General features: G+C 59.6%; 15 protein-coding genes. 8 read left to right on the forward strand and 7 right to left on the reverse strand.

What is annotated here, in order from left to right; translation table 11 throughout:
- Positions 1 to 17: 17 nt before the first annotated feature.
- The 6 genes from MRBLMR1_RS00220 to MRBLMR1_RS00245 all read right to left on the reverse strand — a co-directional run bounded on the left by MRBLMR1_RS00220 (position 18) and on the right by MRBLMR1_RS00245 (position 6,958).
- Complete coding sequence (locus tag MRBLMR1_RS00220) at positions 18 to 1,124, reverse strand: glycoside hydrolase family 88 protein (RefSeq protein WP_148145217.1); 1,107 nt, start codon at positions 1,122 to 1,124, stop codon at positions 18 to 20.
- Complete coding sequence (pglA, locus tag MRBLMR1_RS00225; protein WP_148145216.1) at positions 1,121 to 2,686, reverse strand: polygalacturonase PglA; 1,566 nt, start codon at positions 2,684 to 2,686, stop codon at positions 1,121 to 1,123. Before pglA ends, MRBLMR1_RS00220 begins: the two co-directional genes overlap by 4 nt.
- A gap of 66 nt (positions 2,687 to 2,752) precedes the next feature.
- Positions 2,753 to 4,021: an ABC transporter substrate-binding protein gene (locus tag MRBLMR1_RS00230; RefSeq protein ID WP_148145215.1), complete on the reverse strand. Its 1,269-nt coding sequence runs from the start codon at positions 4,019 to 4,021 to the stop codon at positions 2,753 to 2,755.
- Between the two features lie 29 nt (positions 4,022 to 4,050).
- A complete protein-coding gene (locus MRBLMR1_RS00235; RefSeq protein WP_148145214.1) occupies positions 4,051 to 5,166 on the reverse strand; it encodes a sn-glycerol-3-phosphate ABC transporter ATP-binding protein UgpC in 1,116 nt (371 codons plus the stop codon).
- Position 5,167: 1 nt separating this feature from the next.
- Positions 5,168 to 6,073: a carbohydrate ABC transporter permease gene (locus MRBLMR1_RS00240; RefSeq protein ID WP_183685292.1), complete on the reverse strand. Its 906-nt coding sequence runs from the start codon at positions 6,071 to 6,073 to the stop codon at positions 5,168 to 5,170.
- A gap of 3 nt (positions 6,074 to 6,076) precedes the next feature.
- A complete protein-coding gene (locus MRBLMR1_RS00245) occupies positions 6,077 to 6,958 on the reverse strand; it encodes a carbohydrate ABC transporter permease (protein WP_148145213.1) in 882 nt (293 codons plus the stop codon).
- Positions 6,959 to 7,170: 212 nt separating this feature from the next.
- Between MRBLMR1_RS00245 and MRBLMR1_RS00250 the strand changes: the two genes are divergently transcribed.
- Positions 7,171 to 8,085 (forward strand): AraC family transcriptional regulator, encoded by a 915-nt coding sequence (locus MRBLMR1_RS00250; RefSeq protein WP_148145212.1) that lies wholly within the window; start codon positions 7,171 to 7,173, stop codon positions 8,083 to 8,085.
- A 13-nt stretch (positions 8,086 to 8,098) separates the two neighbouring features.
- On the opposite strand, the gene MRBLMR1_RS00255 is transcribed toward MRBLMR1_RS00250, so the two are convergent.
- Positions 8,099 to 8,491 (reverse strand): winged helix-turn-helix transcriptional regulator, encoded by a 393-nt coding sequence (locus MRBLMR1_RS00255; protein ID WP_148145211.1) that lies wholly within the window; start codon positions 8,489 to 8,491, stop codon positions 8,099 to 8,101.
- 116 nt (positions 8,492 to 8,607) lie between these two features.
- Here MRBLMR1_RS00255 and MRBLMR1_RS00260 point away from each other — a divergent pair, with 116 nt between their 5' ends.
- From MRBLMR1_RS00260 to MRBLMR1_RS00290, 7 genes are all read left to right on the forward strand, one after another.
- Positions 8,608 to 9,621 (forward strand): zinc-binding alcohol dehydrogenase family protein, encoded by a 1,014-nt coding sequence (locus tag MRBLMR1_RS00260; RefSeq protein ID WP_148145210.1) that lies wholly within the window; start codon positions 8,608 to 8,610, stop codon positions 9,619 to 9,621.
- A 202-nt stretch (positions 9,622 to 9,823) separates the two neighbouring features.
- Complete coding sequence (locus tag MRBLMR1_RS00265) at positions 9,824 to 10,705, forward strand: dihydrodipicolinate synthase family protein (RefSeq protein WP_148145209.1); 882 nt, start codon at positions 9,824 to 9,826, stop codon at positions 10,703 to 10,705.
- A gap of 31 nt (positions 10,706 to 10,736) precedes the next feature.
- The gene (locus MRBLMR1_RS00270; RefSeq protein ID WP_148145208.1) at positions 10,737 to 11,411 is read left to right on the forward strand and encodes a GntR family transcriptional regulator; all 675 of its coding nucleotides are present in this window, start codon (positions 10,737 to 10,739) and stop codon (positions 11,409 to 11,411) included.
- Between the two features lie 53 nt (positions 11,412 to 11,464).
- Positions 11,465 to 12,796 carry an ABC transporter substrate-binding protein gene (locus MRBLMR1_RS00275; protein ID WP_148145207.1) on the forward strand — a complete coding sequence of 444 codons (1,332 nt, stop codon included), beginning with the start codon at positions 11,465 to 11,467 and terminating at the stop codon, positions 12,794 to 12,796.
- Positions 12,796 to 13,734 carry a carbohydrate ABC transporter permease gene (locus tag MRBLMR1_RS00280; protein ID WP_148145206.1) on the forward strand — a complete coding sequence of 313 codons (939 nt, stop codon included), beginning with the start codon at positions 12,796 to 12,798 and terminating at the stop codon, positions 13,732 to 13,734. Before MRBLMR1_RS00275 ends, MRBLMR1_RS00280 begins: the two co-directional genes overlap by 1 nt.
- Positions 13,735 to 13,745: 11 nt before the next feature.
- Positions 13,746 to 14,567 (forward strand): carbohydrate ABC transporter permease, encoded by an 822-nt coding sequence (locus MRBLMR1_RS00285; protein WP_183685316.1) that lies wholly within the window; start codon positions 13,746 to 13,748, stop codon positions 14,565 to 14,567.
- 40 nt (positions 14,568 to 14,607) lie between these two features.
- A complete protein-coding gene (locus MRBLMR1_RS00290) occupies positions 14,608 to 15,669 on the forward strand; it encodes a sn-glycerol-3-phosphate ABC transporter ATP-binding protein UgpC (protein ID WP_148145204.1) in 1,062 nt (353 codons plus the stop codon).
- Positions 15,670 to 15,739 lie beyond the last annotated feature (70 nt).

Here is a 15,739-nt window from a genome sequence, read left to right on the forward strand (position 1 = left end):
GTTGTTCCGATTAATGGTCAGGCAGCCTTTGCCCTGATCGCCAGAGTGGCTTCCGCATAGGCCATCATGAAGGGGCCTACCCCCTTGGCGTCATCGGCCACGACTTCCTCGACCAGATAATAGGCCGGGGAGCCGTCGCGATAGCGGCCATTGAACGGGCCAAGGCCTGCCACCTGGCAGATGCCGACAAGGCTGGCTTCGCCGTTTTCTTCGACAAGCCGCGTGTCGACCAAAGCGTCTGCCGCCTTCTGGCCGGAGGCGCGGATTTTCGACGCTTCTTCCGGGGATGTCAGATCCAGGCGCTCGGCCCGCAGCAGGGCATAGGCGAACATGGCCGAGGCAGAGGTCTCGTCGTAATTGCCGGCAAGATCCGGAGCATCCAGCACCTGCGGCCAGAGGCCGGATGGCTGCTGTCTTTCGGCAAGTGCCAGAAGAACCGCGCGTGTCTGTTTTCTCAGCGTTGCTGTTGCCTGATCCGCGGGAAGAACCGCGAGGATATCGACCAGCGCCATGATCAGCCATCCGACGGCGCGCGACCAGACAGCCGGGGATTTGCCGGTGAGTTGATCAGCCCATTTTTCGGCGTGGCTGTCGTCATAGCCGTGGACATAAAGTCCGTTGCCGACCTGGGTCAGCGCAAGCGCGGTTGCCAATTGCTGCAGGGCATCGGTGATCCGCGGCGTCTCACCGACTTTAAGCGCATATTCGACCTGGAAGGGCAGGCCCATATAGAGCCCGTCCAGCCAGACCTGGGAGGGATAGCGCTTCTTGTGCCAGTAGTTGCCGGCTGGAATGCGCGGATGCGCATCCAGCTGTGCGATCAGGCGGCGTGCTGCCGCCATGTAGCGGGGATCGCCGGTTTGCCGGTCGAGGAAGATCAGCGCCCGTCCCGGCAGGACGTTGTCGATATTGAACTCTTCCTGAGTATAGCCGGCAAGGCTTCCGTCCGGGCCGACCTGGGGATCGATCAGCCGCAGGATATGGTCGAGCCAGCGTTGCTCGCCGGTCGCCTCAAAGAGCAGTTCAAGGCCGCGATAGATGCAGCCGTCCTCATAGCACCAGTTGCCGTTCTTGTAGGCCTGGTAGCGGGTGCAGAATTGGTCGAAATAGTCGGTGGGTTTCATCGGGGTGCCAGTAGGTTCGGGAGGGAGATCGGGTCGGGGGAGAGCAGGCTCGCGTCATCGATGTCGATTTCGGCGTGTTCGCAGAGGATCTGTTCGTGACACATGGCCCGCACGCCATCGGCCATGATGGGAGGTGCCGCTATTGCGGCCGGGTCGGTGGAATGGATGCGCAAGCCGCGGATGCGGATGTTGCGGACCGGCATTTCCGGCAGTCCGAGGAAGACGCCTGCGGCAAGCGCCAGGCCATAGACATCGACGTCCTCGACCAAAATGCCGTCGACATAGGGCGTTCCTTCGACGACCGGTGCGGGCTCACGTGACTGAACCCAGTCGTCATGGCCATCGGCATCGCAGAAATAATGAACGTTGGCCGAAAGCGTCACCAGCACGCCGTCCATCTTCACCCGACGCATGATGATATTGCTGATACCGCCGCCACGACCGCGGCGGGTCTTGATCCGCAGGCCGCGGTCGGTGCCGACCATGTCGCAATCCTCGACGGTTACATCGTGAACGCCGCCGGACATTTCCGAGCCGATGACCACGCCGCCATGGCCGCGTTCCATCAGGCAATGACGGATTTCGACGCCGCGGGTTTCGCTCAGGTGGTCCGCCTCGCCGTTGTTACCGCGCTTGCCGGCCTTGATGGCGATGCAATCGTCGCCGACGGAAAAGCGTACGCCTTCGACCGTCACATTGCGGCAGCCTTCGGGATCGAAACCGTCGGTATTGGGGCTGTCATGGGGTGCCTGGATGTGCAGTGCGACCGCCGCCAGTCCGTCACAGCCCTGCGGGTGGACGGTCCATGAGGGAGCATTGCGAATGGTGAAGCCGAGAAGAAGGGTTTGCTTGCAGTCGACCAGGTGAAGGCCGCGCGGACGGCGTGCGCCGTCGCGGGTTTCCTTCGGCCATGTCCACCAGTCGCCGGCGTTGCCGGAGCCGTCGAGGACGCCTTTGCCTTCGATCGTCAGACGTTCCGCACCGATGGCATGTACCGGGGCTGCAAAGCAGGCATCGGGAAGTCCTTCCCAGCTGCCCAGCATGCGGCCGTCGTCAGCGCGTGCCGGGAGGATCGGCCAGCCTTCGCGGGCGCTCGGGGCGCGGAGTACCGCACCTTCCGCGAGATGCAGGGTCAGGTCGCTTCGCAGCTTTAAGGGGAAGGCTGTCCATGTGCCGGGGGCAATATAGAGCGTGCCGCCCAGGGGGGTGTCCGCTAAGGCCTTTGCGAGGGCTTCGGCATTGGTGCGCGCTGCGGCAAGGTCGGACAGATCGGTATTCTGAACAAGCCCGTAATCGGCTGCCCGGACAAGGCCTGCGCAATCGCGGGTCCGGAATGAAAGAGGTTCGAAGCCTTCCGCCTCGAAACGGTAATCCGTGGCGGGATAAAGGGCATCAAGGAGGGTCACCACGGTAGTTGCCGTTCCCTGCTGTACGGGGTCGCTTTCCCCATTGCGCAACAAGCGCCAGGCTAACGGCTGCGGCAGGGCATGACGTGCGCCAGGCACAGCCAGCCTTATGGCCGCGATCCGTGCGGAGATCGCAACTGAAATGGCTTTGTTCATCGTTTCTCTCTTGATTTATGCACCACCCGGCCTGCGATCAGGCCGGGTGGAGAGTTCCGTTCGCGCTTAGTCGAACTTCTTCAGGGCGTCGTTCACGCCATCGATGATCTGCTCGGCGGCGTCCTTGGAGTCGATTTGCTCGTAGGCATATTCTTCGAGCGTATCGATGATGATGCCGCGGATGACCGGGTTTTCGTCGAAGGGCGAAATCGTCGGGCCTTCGGAGGCCATGACGATTGCGTTGGCGGCGCGGACTTCCGGTTCGCCGGCATTGGTCAGTCTTGCCATGGCGGCCTTGGAGGCCGGAATGCCACGCGACGTGCCGAGAATGTCGATGCCTTCCGGTTCATTCAGCAAGCAATTGGTGATCTGTGCTGCTGCTTCCGGGTTCTTCGAGTTCTTCGAGATGGAGAAGACCATCGACGGCTTGCGGAAGACGCCTTCGCTCTTGCCATTGGTCATCTTCAGCATCGGTACCGGCTTCAGGACCTGGCCGTCTTTCAGCGGATCGGCATATTTCGAATAGGTCGAATCCCATTCGTAGGAACCTGCGATCTTGCCTTCCGACCAAGCCGGCTTTTCGAAGAGGTTGACGTTACCATCGGCTGCTTCTTGCTTCTGCGAGCGGATCGCGCCGGTTTCTACCAGCTTGCCGAGGAAGTCGATGCCGGCTGCCAGTTCTTCAGGTGTCCAGGCTACACGGTTGGTCTTCGGATCAACCATGCCCTTGCCGGTGGCCTGGGTTACGGCCAGTGTCATCAGAAGATGCGCCGTCTCCTTGACCGCGTTGAAGGTGTAGTAATCCGGACCGAGCTTTTCCTTGACCGTCTTGGTCATGGCGAAGAATTCGTCCCAGGTGGTCGGAACGGCTACGCCGGCTTTCTCGAGCGTCGTCGTGTTGAAGAAGAAGACGCGGCCGCTGGTGGAGACCGAAAGGCCCTGCAGCACACCGTTCGTGGAACCCGACGCCAGATCGGCTTCGGTCCAGTTCGAAAGGTCGAGACCCTTCAGAGTGCGCAGATCGGCAAAGCCCTTGCCGTCCTTGGAGAACAGCGGCAGCCACGGCCAATTGACCTGGATGATGTCGGCTTCCGTCTTGCCTGCCATCTGGGTCGTCAGCTTTTCCAGATAACCGTCGAAACCGGTGAACTCGCCCTTCACGGTGTGTCCATATTTAGCGCCGCAGGCGGCAATCGCCTTCTGCGTTGCGACGTGGCGGCTTTCACCACCCCACCACGACATGCGCAGTTCCGCAGCACTCGCCGAAGGTGCCATTGCGATGACCGCAAGGGCTGCTCCTGCAAGAAAGACGGATGATTTCAGTATGCTTTTCATGTGTGCCTCCTCAAATTGGCTTTAAATTGTTACGCCGCAATGCTGCCTCCATGCAGCGAAACGTTGCGGCCATCTGACTTGTCGAAAACGTGCAATGTCTTCGGGTCGGGGCGCAGGCGGATCACGTCGGATTGTCCCCTTGCCTCGAATTCTGCAGCACCCACCACGCTCACCAGCCTGCGGCCTTCGCAATCCGCATGCATGTAGACTTCGTGGCCCATGAACTCGGCATTCACGAGTTTTGCCTGCAGCGCCGGTCCTTCCGAGACCAGTGAGAACTGCTGCGGGCGGATGCCGAGAACGGCGTTGCCGGGCTGACTGGAAAGCCGGCCTGCGAGATCGCTGCCGAGCGCCAGGCGCTGGCTGCCCATGATGAACTCTCCGCCTTCCATCGCACCTTCGACGAGGTTCATTTCCGGCGTACCGATGAAGCCTGCGACGAAAAGATTGGCCGGAGCGTTATAGAGTTCCTTCGGGGTGGCGACCTGCATGATGTGACCGGCCTGCATGACGCAGATGCGGTCGCCCATGGTCATTGCCTCCGTCTGGTCGTGGGTGACGTAGATGACGGTCGGCGAGCTGCCTTCCGCCTTCAGTTGGCGGTGCAGGTCGGTAATGCGGACGCGCATAGAGGCGCGCAGCTTGGCGTCGAGGTTCGACAACGGTTCGTCGAAGAGGAAGACGCCGGGGTTCTTGATCAATGCGCGGCCGAGCGCGACGCGCTGGGCCTGGCCGCCCGAAAGCTGTTTCGGCAGGCGATCGAGCAACGGTTCGATTTCAAGGATTTCCGCGACCTTATCGACTGCGGCGGCGATTTCCGCCTTCGGACGACCGGCGATGCGCAGGCCGAAGGAGAGATTGCCGCGCACCTTCATATGCGGATAGAGCGCATAGTTCTGGAACACCATGGCGATCTGCCGTTTGCTTGGCGAGAGATCATTGACGCGCTCTCCGCCGATGATGACGTCACCAGCAGTAATGTCTTCGAGGCCGGCGACCATGCGCAGTGTCGTCGATTTGGCGCAGCCTGACGGGCCGACCAGGACCATGAACTCGCCGTCCTTGATATCGAGATCGATGCCGTGAACGACCTTGTTGGTCTTGTTGTAGACTTTCTCGAGGTTTTTCAGTTGTACCTGTGCCATGTCAGCCCTTTCTGCCTCCCGCAGAGATTCCTTCGATGAAGTACCGTTGCGCCGCGAAGAACACGACAAGCGCCGGGGTGATGGTGAGTACCGACATCGCCAGGATGCGGTTCCATTCGAAGGCTTCGGTTGTATCGATTGAGAGTTTGAGCGCGAGGCTCACCGGATATTTGTCGACGGACGAGATGTAGATCAGCGGTCCGAGGAAGTCGTTCATCGTCCACATGAACTGGAACAGGCAGACCGAGACCAGCGCGGGCCCGAGCATGGGAACGACGATGAAGATCAGCGTCTGCAGGCTGTTTGCGCCATCGACACGGGCGGCTTCCTCCATGTCCGTCGGCAGCGAGCGCAGGAACTGCACCAGCATGAAGACGAAGAAGGCATCACCGGCGAGTGCGGACGGTACCCAGAGCGGCAGGAAGCTATCCAGCCAGCCGAGATCCCTGAAGAGGATGTATTGCGGAATGCGGGTGACGACGTTCGGCAGAAGCAGGACGGCGATGACCGATCCGAACAGGATCTTCTTCAGCGGGAACTCGAAGCGGGCAAAGGCGTAGGCCACCATCGTGCAGGAGATGGCCGTGCCGATGACCTTTGGCAGGATGATCAGGAACGAATTCCAGAAGAACCGGCCGAATGTATAGGGCGTCGAGGTCTGCCAGCCTTGGACATAACCTTCGACTGTCGGGCTTTCCGGCAGGAAACCGGCGCCGGCAAAGATCTCCGAATTGGTCTTGAAGCTTGCACCGACCAGCCAGATCAGCGGGTAGAGCATCAGGAAGCCGACACCGAAGAGCAGCGAGTAACGGACGACCGCAGAGATCAGGTCCATGCGGGCGCGTTTTGCTGCTGCTGCTTCATCCGAGATGCGGGCCGCAGTTTTGGGCATAGTAATATCGGCCATGGCTCAGCTCCTCTTGTCGCCGGCGTAGTAGACCCACTTCTTCGAGGACCAGAAGGCCACGATGGTGAGGATCATGATGATGGCGAAGAGCACCCAGGCGATCGCCGAGGCGTAGCCCATGTTGAACTTCTTGAAGGCCTCCTCGTAGATGTAGAGGGGCAGGAGATAGGTGGATTTCAGCGGGCCGCCTTGCGTGATGATGTAAGGGCCGTTGAACTCCTGGAATGCCTGGACCATCTGCATGACGAGGTTGAAGAAAATGACCGGTGTCAGCAGCGGCAGTGTTACGAAGAAGAAGGTCGTGACCTTGCCGGCGCCATCTATCGAGGCCGCTTCATAAAGCGACTTGTCGATCGACTGGAGGGCGGCAAGGAAGATCACCATGGCCGAACCGAACTGCCAGCAGCGCAGAAGCGTGATGGTGAAAAGTGCATTTGTCGGATCGCCGAACCAGTCTACCGGCGCAAAGCCGACAGCGCCGATCGCCATGTTGACGAGGCCTTCGGCCGAGAAGAGGTAACGCCACAGAACGGCGATGGCGATCGATCCGCCGAGGATGGACGGGACATAAAAAGCCGTCCGGAAGAAATTAATGAATTTAAGCTTGTAGTTGAGTATGGCGGCGATGAAGAGCGCGAAGGCAAGCTTCAGCGGCACGGTGGAAAATACGTAAATAAGCGTGACAGTCAGCGACTTGTCGAAAGTCCGGTCGCGGGTGAAAAGGCGCTCATAGTTCGACAGCCCGGTCCATTGCGGGCTGCTCATCAGGTCGTAGCTGGTGAAGCTCAGATAAAGCGAAGTCAAAAAAGGGATGGCCGTGAATATGACGAGGCCAATCAAATATGGGGTCAGATAGGCATATCCCAGGAAGCGCTGAGACCTCATGAGGCGCCTCCAACGGGCAAATCACACCCGGTTATGAGAAATACATTTTTGTGCAAATCAAATTCCTCCTCCAGCCAATAGGTGCAAGGCTGTTATGCGTCAGTGGCTTAGCTGAAAGACTGAACATTCATCAATTCTGTTCCCCCTCCAGTATTTAGCGTGACATAATTTCATTTTCAGTCGAGAATGAATGAACAAACACGGAAAAAAAGATGGACGAAATCGAAGGTGGAATTCTCTCCAGCATCGCGCCCTCTGCGCTGTCGTTGAAACTCACTCGAGCGACGATCAAGATGGAGCATTCCAAGACGTGGCGCATTGACAAGACAAACCCCGTCGAAGATTTCGTCATCTGCCTGGAAGGCTGCGGCCACTATGTCATCGAGGGGGAACGCCGGGTGATGGAGCCTGGTGACGCAATGCTTATCCGGCGTGGGCAGCGCTTTCGCGGCTGGAACCGCGGAACGACAATCTATAGGGGAATTGCCCAGCATTTCTCCTTGGACATCTACGGCAAGCATGACCTGATTGCGCAGATGCAACTGCGACCTCATGTCCGGCTTAAGAAGTGGCCGCTACTGGAGCCGCTGGTGCGACAATATCGCCAGACGGCGCCGCCTTCTTCCCTGACGCTCAGCCAGCATCATCTCTTCATGTATCTGCTGATCGCCTATATCGAGGACGCGTTCATCGGCTGGAACGACAGTGCGACATATCAGACCGAAGGAACCGACGCCCTTGATCTGGCGGTAATGAAGGCTGCGGCGATGATCTCGGCCAATCCTCTCGATCCGGATATCGCGGAACAGGCAGTCGATGCCTCGCCCTTCAATGCTGACTATTTTCTGCGCGAGTTCAAGAAGCGGGTAGGCCACACGCCGCGCAAATACCAGGAGCAGAAGCGCATGGAGCGCGCCATGCATCTGCTGGAGGCGGGGATGCCGGTTGCCAATGCGGCGGCGGACGTCGGTTACGGCGATCCCTATTATTTCTCACGCATGTTCAAGCGTGTCTTCGGGGTCAGCCCGCGTGCGCATGTCGAACGGGTGAAGCGCAACCGGAATGGCGGCTTGCTCCGTTTCGACGAGGCCGAACAGATCAGATTGATGAGCATCGATCCTGGCTGATGCGTGTCAGGGGTTATGCGGCGATATCGTCCGTCTTGGGCTCGCGCGGCTCCATGCCGCGCGGCTTGCCATAGAGGCCGATATTGGCGTCGCCCCAGAGCTTTAGCGCAAGCAGGATCGGTTCCATGCTGCGGCCGAGTTCGGACAGGCTGTATTCCACCTTCGGGGGCACCTGGGCATAGACCTTGCGCTCGATCAGGCCATCGTCTTCCAACTCGCGCAACTGGTTTGTCAGCATGCGCGGGGTTACATTGACGATATGCCTGCGGATTTCGTTGAAGCGCAGGGTTCCCGACAGAAGATGGTACAGCACGACGGACTTCCACTTGCCATCGATGAGACCAATTGCCGCTTCCACCGAGCAGCCGGGAGAGCAATCGAAACGGGAGTGGCGAGCCTTGGCCATAACAGTATCCTTTTTGATACTACGTGCTTTTTTTGTGCGTATTGCACGCTTTTGAATATAGCCCATTTTGGTGACACATCAATCGACACCGCATTCGTCATCAAAAGGAGCAGATCATGAAGGCCATCGGTTACAGAGAAGCGGGCGCAATCGAGCGCGACGAGGCGTTAAAGGACATCGAGCTTCCCCGGCCGGTGCCGAAGGGCCGGGATATTCTCGTCGAGGTCGAAGCGATTTCCGTCAATCCGGTCGATACTAAGGTTCGCAAAGGCGTTTCTCCGGAAGCGGGTGAGTGGAAAATTCTCGGTTGGGATGCGGTCGGCAAGGTGGTGGAGGCCGGACCCGATGCGACGAATTTCAAGATCGGCGACGAGGTGTTTTATGCCGGTTCGCTGATCCGCCCCGGGGCCAACAGCCAGTTTCATCTGGTCGATGAGCGCATCGTGGGGCGGAAGCCGAAGACCCTTTCCAATGCCGAGGCCGCGGCCCTTCCGCTGACGGCGATCACGGCCTGGGAAATGCTGTTCGACCGGCTGGATATCGGCAAGCCGGTGCCGGGTGCGGCCAATGCGATCGTCATCATCGGCGGTGCCGGCGGTGTCGGCTCGATCGCCATCCAGCTCGTACGGGCGCTGAGCGATGTGACGGTGATCGCCACCGCATCGCGGCCGGAAACACAGGAATGGGTGAAGGCGCTCGGCGCTCATCATGTGATCGACCATTCGAAGCCGATCGCAGAGCAGGTCGAAGCGCTTGGGATCGGTGCGCCCGCCTTCGTGTTTTCCACGACAGAAACCCATCGGCACCTGAAGGAGGTGATCGAGCTGATCGCGCCGCAGGGGCGGTTCGGGTTGATCGACGATCCCGAAAGCCTCGATGTGCTCGGCTTCAAGCGCAAGGCCGTTTCCATTCACTGGGAGCTGATGTTTACCCGCTCGATTTTCGAGACCGCCGACATTGCCGAACAGGGCAAGCTGCTCAACGAAGTCTCGCAACTGGTCGATGAGGGCAAGATCCGCACGACGGTGACCGAGACGCTTTCACCGATCAATGCCGCCAATCTGAAGAAGGCGCATGCGGCAATCGAAAGCGGAAAGACCAGAGGCAAGGTCGTGCTTGAAGGTTTCTAAGTTTGTTGGATGGCGTGCCGGTTTTCTGCTGGTACGCCAGCCTCCTTTCGGCTTTTCCTGAATGCCGGATCGCGACCGATCCTTCCGTGCTTTTCCTTCACGCGATCTCACCCGCGAAACCGGGTTTTGACTGGTTAAAAATTCTCCATTGACGACTGACATGTTAGTGCGTTAGCGTTGAGAAATCAGTGGAGGATGACTAATGACACGCTTCGGACTTTCCGTCGCTTTGACTACGCCGTTTGGTGAGGACGGCGAGATACTTATCGACATCATGATCGCGCAGGCCAAGCGCAGCCTCGATGCCGGCTGTGCAAGCTGCACGCTGTTCGGCACGACCGGCGAAGGTTCGTCGATCGGCACGCAGGAGCGCGAACGCGTGCTTGCGGCCTTTATCGATGCGGGTATCGCGCCCGAGCAGATCGTTGTCGGCGTTCTGGTGGATGCTGCCGAAGACGCGGCGCTTCAATCGTCGCAGGCGCTCTCGCGAGGCGTTCGCAACATCCTTCTGGCGCCGCCGTCCTACTTCAAGAATGTCAGCGATGACGGGCTTTTCGGCTGGTATGCCAAAGTCTTCAAGGATCTCGGCAAGCTGGCGCGCGATATCATCGTCTACAACATTCCGTCTGTCACAATGGTGCCGCTCAGCGTTTCGCTTGTCGGCCGATTGAAGCAGGCTTTCCCGGGCATCGTGACGGGCGTCAAGGATTCTTCCGGCGACTGGCCTTACACGCAGGAACTGCTCAAGGCGCATTCGGACCTGATCATCCTGATCGGCGACGAGCGTCATCTGGCAGAGGGTGTCCGCTTGGGTGGGCAGGGTGCAATCTCCGGCATGGCGAATTTCGCCCCGCAAGAGGTCGGCGCGATGGCCAATGAAGGTCGCGACGATGTCCGCGTGGTGGATTTCGTTGCCGAGCTTTTGAAATACCCGGTCACGCCGGCGGTGAAGGCCATGGTGGCGCGTCAGCTTGGTGACGAAAACTGGCTTGCGGTTCGCGCTCCGCTGCTTTCTATATCGAAGGACGGACAGAAGCAGCTCGGCCTTGTCTTCGACGGCCTGTTCCGGACGAAAGCGGCCTGAGGCCGTATGGGCAAATGCCAGGAACAGGACGATGATAGACCAGCGCCACGACCAGCAGACGGAAGAGCCGACGCTCAGGGAAAAGGCTTATGAGAGCTTTACCCGGCACCTTCTGGCGCGCGACGTGCGCCCGGGGCAGTTCGTTTCCCAACGTCATCTGGTCGAGCTGACCGGGCTGACACTCGGCGCCATCCGCGAACTTATACCGCGGCTGGAGGCAGAGGGGCTGATCAAGACCGTGCCCCAGCGCGGTCTGCAGATTGCCCATATCGACCTGAACCTGATCCGCGAAGCCTTTCAGCTGCGTCTTTTCCTCGAGAAGGAAGCGGTTGCGCTGTTCGTCCAGACGGCTTCGGATGACGCGGTGGAAAAACTTATCCGGCAACACCGGGAAATCTCGGATGCCATCGCTGCGGGCAATGAAACGCCCGAACTCGATGCTCATGCGCAGGCTGTCGACTGGGGCATGCATGATGCCTTCGTCGCTGCACTCGACAATGCCATCATCTGGAACGTCTATCGGGTCAACTCGATCAAGATGCGCCTGATCAATCAGGAACGTTTCCGTATCAACGGCCGTGTCGCACCCGTCATGGGCGAGCATATGGCCGTGCTCGAAGCAATCAAGTGTCGTTCTGCCGACGGTGCCGTCGAGGCGCTCGTCAAGCATATCGGCCATGCAAGGGATCGTGCCTTGAGACTTTAAATACACGCGAAGCCGGGGTGAGGAGACCCCGGCGAAACCTGGAGGAGGAATATATGACATCTTCGTTCTTTACACCGACACGCCGGAGTTTTCTGGCGGGATCGGCAGCCCTTGGCGCCGCCGGGCTGATCGGATCGCGGCCGGCATCCGCCGCCGTCGACTGGAAGCGCTTTGCCGGCACCACGCTGGAAGTGAACCTGGTCAAGAGCCCGCGCGGCGAGACCATCCTGAAATATATCAGCGAGTTCGAGGCCCTGACCGGTATCAAGGTCAATGCCGAGGCGACGCCTGAACAGCAGCAGCGCCAGAAGACGACGATCGAACTGTCTTCCGGTCGCCCGAGCTTCGACGTCGTGCACCTGAGCTATCACGTGCAGAAGCGGCAGTTCGAAAAGGGCGGCTGGCTGGCTGACCTTTCCGGTTACTTCAAGGACCCGTCGCTCACCGATCCGTCGCTGGTCGAGGGCGATTTCGCCGAAGCTGCGCTGAAATTCGCCAAGGATGCCGATGGCAAGCTGCGCACGCTGCCATTCTCGGTGGATTACTGGATCGTCTACTGGAACAAGGAACTCTTCGAAAAGAAGGGCCTGAAATATCCGACGACCTTTGATGAAATGGTGACCGCTGCCGAAGCGCTGACCGACAAGTCCGAAGGCACCTACGGTTTTGTTGCCCGCGGCCTGAAGAATGCCAATACGCCGGTCTGGACCTCGTTCATGCTGGGTTACGGTGCAACTCCGATTGATGCCAGCGGCAAGCTCAATACGACATCGGAAGGTGCTGTCGAGGCGGCCAAGCTCTATCAGCGGCTGATGTCCAAGTCGGCGCCGGTCGGTGTTTCGGGCTTCAACTGGGCCGAAGCACAGTCTGCATTCCTGCAGGGCAAGATCGGCATGTGGTTCGATGGCGTCGGTTTCGCACCGCCGATCGAAGATCCGCAGAAGTCGCGTGTCGTCGGCAAGGTCGGTTACGGCGTGATGCCGGCAGGCCCGAAGGCTCAGGCTGCAGCGACGACCGGTGACGGTATCGGTGTGACCGCTGCCAGCAAGAACAAGGAAGCCGCCTACCTCTTCTGCCAGTGGGCGATTTCCCATGAAATGGGTGCCCGCCTGTTGCAGGCCGGTGCCGGCGTGCCGTTCCGTCAGTCGATCCTCGAGGACGCAAAGGTACGTGAAGGCGTGAAGATGCCGGCAGCATGGGTGGATGCGGTCGTTGCCTCCGGCAAGATCTCGCAGCTCGCGCTCCCGGTCATCATCCCGGTCACGGAATTCCGCGACATTTACGGGGTGGGCCTCACCAACATGATCGGCGGTGCCGATCCCGCGAAGGAACTGGAATCGGCAACCGCTCAATTCGAGCCGGTGCTTGCCCGAAGCGAGGGATAATGGCGTCCGTGACCATAGAACCCACCGCGGCCAGGGATCTGGCCGCAAAGGGGGGCAAGCCGCAAAGGCTTGCTCCCAACTACTGGCCCTTTGTGGTGCCCGCCCTGGTGGTCATCGGCGCGGTCATCGTTTTCCCCTGGGTGTTTACCCTCTGGATGAGCGTCAATTCATGGACGCTCGGGCAGGAGCAGACATTTGCAGGCCTGGACAACTACATCCGGCTTGCCGGCGACATGCGGTTCTGGGAATCCATGTGGCATACGTTGGTCTATACGGCGCTGTCGGTTATCGCGCCGCTGATCCTCGGAACGCTCGCAGCCCTGATCTTCGACGGTGAATTCCCGTTGCGCGGCTTCCTGCGCGGGGTCTTCGTCATGCCGATGATGGCGACGCCGGTGGCTATCGCGCTTGTCTGGACGATGATGTTCCACCCGCAGCTCGGTGTGCTCAACTATCTTCTGTCGCTGGTCGGCATCGGCGCGCAGGAATGGATCTACAACCAGTCGACCGTCATTCCGGCACTGGTTCTGGTGGAGACCTGGCAATGGACGCCGCTGATCATGCTGATCGTTCTCGGCGGTCTGGCTGCCGTTCCGCGCGAACCCTATGAGAGCGCCGAGATCGACGGCGCCAATGCCTGGCAGAAGTTCCGCTACCTGACGCTGCCGATGATCGCGCCCTTCCTGATGATTGGTGTCATTATCCGTAGTATCGATGCGGTCAAAAGCTTTGACATCATCTATGCGATGACGCAGGGCGGGCCGGGTACGGCTTCGGAGACGATCAACATCTATCTCTACAACACCGCCTTCTCCTACTATGACATCGGTTACGGCTCGGCCATGGCGGTTGTCTTCTTCTTCGTCATCATCGCGCTCTCCTTCGTTCTGATGATGGTTCGTGCGCGCACCAACTGGTCGGACATGGAGGAACGCTGATGATCCCCAAAATGACACATAGGATGTGGAACCGTCTCGGCCTGTTCTTCGTGGCCCTGGTGATGATTTCGCCGGTCATCCTGTTCTTCGTCTGGATGATCTCGCTGTCGCTCAAGTATGAGATCGACAACGGCGCCTATCCGCCGATCCTGATCCCGGAAAACATCGCCTGGTCCAACTATGCGAAAGTGTTCGAGGAGAACAATTTCCTCCTCTATTTCTGGAACTCGATCCTTGTGACCGGCGCTGCAACCATTCTTGCCCTCGTGATCGGCGTTCCCGCCGGTTACGGGATCGCGCGGCTGAAGGCTGAAAAGGCGGCGATGGTGATCATGATCGCCCGCATGACGCCCGGCCTGTCATTCCTGATCCCGCTCTTCCTGCTGTTCCAATGGATGAACCTGCTTGGAACCTTGTGGCCGCAGATCATCATCCATCTGGTCGTCACCGTGCCGATCGTCGTGTGGATCATGATCGGGTATTTCGAGACGACCCCCAAGGAGCTCGAGGAGGCTGCAAGCATCGATGGTGCGACATCCTGGCAGGTGTTTCGCCTGGTGGCGCTGCCGATTGCCAAGCCCGGCATCGTCGTCGCCTTCATCCTGGCGGTGATCTTCTCCTGGAACAACTTTGTCTTCGGCATCGTGCTCGCCAGCCGCGAAACGCGAACCCTGCCGGTGGCCGTCTACAACATGCTCTCCTTCGAGCAGGTCAGCTGGGGGCCGCTGGCCGCTGCCGCCCTGATCGTCACCCTGCCGGTTCTGGTGCTGACCATGTTTGCCCAGAAGCAGATCGTCGCGGGCCTGACCGCCGGTGCGGTCAAGGGCGGCTGAGAGCAATAGATAACGACCCGAAAATCGGGAGGATTTTCAAATGGCAACAGTCAATATCCAGAACATCCAGAAACGCTACGGAGCAGTCGAGATCATTCGCGACCTGAGCGTCGATATTGCCGACGGCGAGTTCGTCGTGCTGGTCGGCCCGTCCGGCTGCGGCAAATCCACGCTTTTGCGCATGGTGGCGGGTCTCGAAGACGTTACCGGCGGCGCGATCCGCATCGGGCCGCGGGAGGTTTCTCATCTTCCGGCGCGCGACCGCGACATCGCCATGGTGTTCCAGAACTACGCGCTTTATCCGCATATGACGGTGGCGGAAAACATGGCCTTCGCGCTGAAGCTCAAGAAGGCCGATGTCAACGAGACGCGCAGGAAGGTCGAGAATGCCGCCGGCATTCTCGGGCTGGGCAAGCTGCTTGACCGGTATCCGCGCCAGCTTTCCGGCGGCCAGCGCCAGCGTGTCGCCATGGGCCGTGCGCTGGTGCGCGATCCGCAGGTGTTTCTGTTCGACGAGCCGCTTTCCAACCTCGATGCCAAGCTCCGTGTGCAGATGCGCGCCGAGATCAAGGCGCTGCACCAGCGGATCGGCACGACGATCATCTATGTCACCCACGACCAGATCGAAGCCATGACCATGGCCGACAAGATCGTCGTGCTGCAGGAAGGCAATATCGAGCAGGTCGGTGCGCCGCTCGATCTCTACGATCGTCCCGCAAACCTGTTCGTCGCCGGTTTCATCGGCTCGCCGGCGATGAACTTCGTCGAAGGCAAAATAGAAGAAGGCGTGTTCCGTAGCGACAAGGGTCTCGTCCTGCCGCTGCCGGCCGGCGCCGATCCGGCAAAGCTCGGCGGCAAATCGCTGGTCTACGGCATTCGCCCCGAACATATCCGCGCCGACAATGCCGGCGGTGTGCAGGGACGTGTCGAGATCGTCGAAGGGACGGGTTCGGAAATTTTTGCCCGTGTGGCCGGCCATGGCGAGCAGATCTCCTGCCTATTCCGTGAACGCCTGAGCATCCATTTCGGCGACGAGATCGGATTGGCTGTCGATCCGAGCAAGGCGCATCTGTTCGACAAGGTGAGCGGCCAGCGGCTCTGAGACAAATGAGGGGCGGTGTGATTGCCGCCCCTTACATCTTTCAGGAACTCTTTTCAAAGAGATGGACTGC

Source organism: Neorhizobium sp. LMR1-1-1.1 (assembly GCF_040675795.1).
Lineage (GTDB): Bacteria > Pseudomonadota > Alphaproteobacteria > Rhizobiales > Rhizobiaceae > Neorhizobium > Neorhizobium cellulosilyticum.

What these genes read in the sequence shown, in the direction of transcription:
- MRBLMR1_RS00220 (WP_148145217.1), bottom strand. Translation starts at nt 1,124, where the DNA reads ATGAAACCCACCGACTATTTCGACCAATTCTGCACCCGCTACCAGGCC.
- pglA (WP_148145216.1), bottom strand. Translation starts at nt 2,686, where the DNA reads ATGAACAAAGCCATTTCAGTTGCGATCTCCGCACGGATCGCGGCCATA.
- MRBLMR1_RS00230 (WP_148145215.1), bottom strand. Translation starts at nt 4,021, where the DNA reads ATGAAAAGCATACTGAAATCATCCGTCTTTCTTGCAGGAGCAGCCCTT.
- MRBLMR1_RS00235 (WP_148145214.1), bottom strand. Translation starts at nt 5,166, where the DNA reads ATGGCACAGGTACAACTGAAAAACCTCGAGAAAGTCTACAACAAGACC.
- MRBLMR1_RS00240 (WP_183685292.1), bottom strand. Translation starts at nt 6,073, where the DNA reads ATGGCCGATATTACTATGCCCAAAACTGCGGCCCGCATCTCGGATGAA.
- MRBLMR1_RS00245 (WP_148145213.1), bottom strand. Translation starts at nt 6,958, where the DNA reads ATGAGGTCTCAGCGCTTCCTGGGATATGCCTATCTGACCCCATATTTG.
- MRBLMR1_RS00250 (WP_148145212.1), top strand. Translation starts at nt 7,171, where the DNA reads ATGGACGAAATCGAAGGTGGAATTCTCTCCAGCATCGCGCCCTCTGCG.
- MRBLMR1_RS00255 (WP_148145211.1), bottom strand. Translation starts at nt 8,491, where the DNA reads ATGGCCAAGGCTCGCCACTCCCGTTTCGATTGCTCTCCCGGCTGCTCG.
- MRBLMR1_RS00260 (WP_148145210.1), top strand. Translation starts at nt 8,608, where the DNA reads ATGAAGGCCATCGGTTACAGAGAAGCGGGCGCAATCGAGCGCGACGAG.
- MRBLMR1_RS00265 (WP_148145209.1), top strand. Translation starts at nt 9,824, where the DNA reads ATGACACGCTTCGGACTTTCCGTCGCTTTGACTACGCCGTTTGGTGAG.
- MRBLMR1_RS00270 (WP_148145208.1), top strand. Translation starts at nt 10,737, where the DNA reads ATGATAGACCAGCGCCACGACCAGCAGACGGAAGAGCCGACGCTCAGG.
- MRBLMR1_RS00275 (WP_148145207.1), top strand. Translation starts at nt 11,465, where the DNA reads ATGACATCTTCGTTCTTTACACCGACACGCCGGAGTTTTCTGGCGGGA.
- MRBLMR1_RS00280 (WP_148145206.1), top strand. Translation starts at nt 12,796, where the DNA reads ATGGCGTCCGTGACCATAGAACCCACCGCGGCCAGGGATCTGGCCGCA.
- MRBLMR1_RS00285 (WP_183685316.1), top strand. Translation starts at nt 13,746, where the DNA reads ATGACACATAGGATGTGGAACCGTCTCGGCCTGTTCTTCGTGGCCCTG.
- MRBLMR1_RS00290 (WP_148145204.1), top strand. Translation starts at nt 14,608, where the DNA reads ATGGCAACAGTCAATATCCAGAACATCCAGAAACGCTACGGAGCAGTC.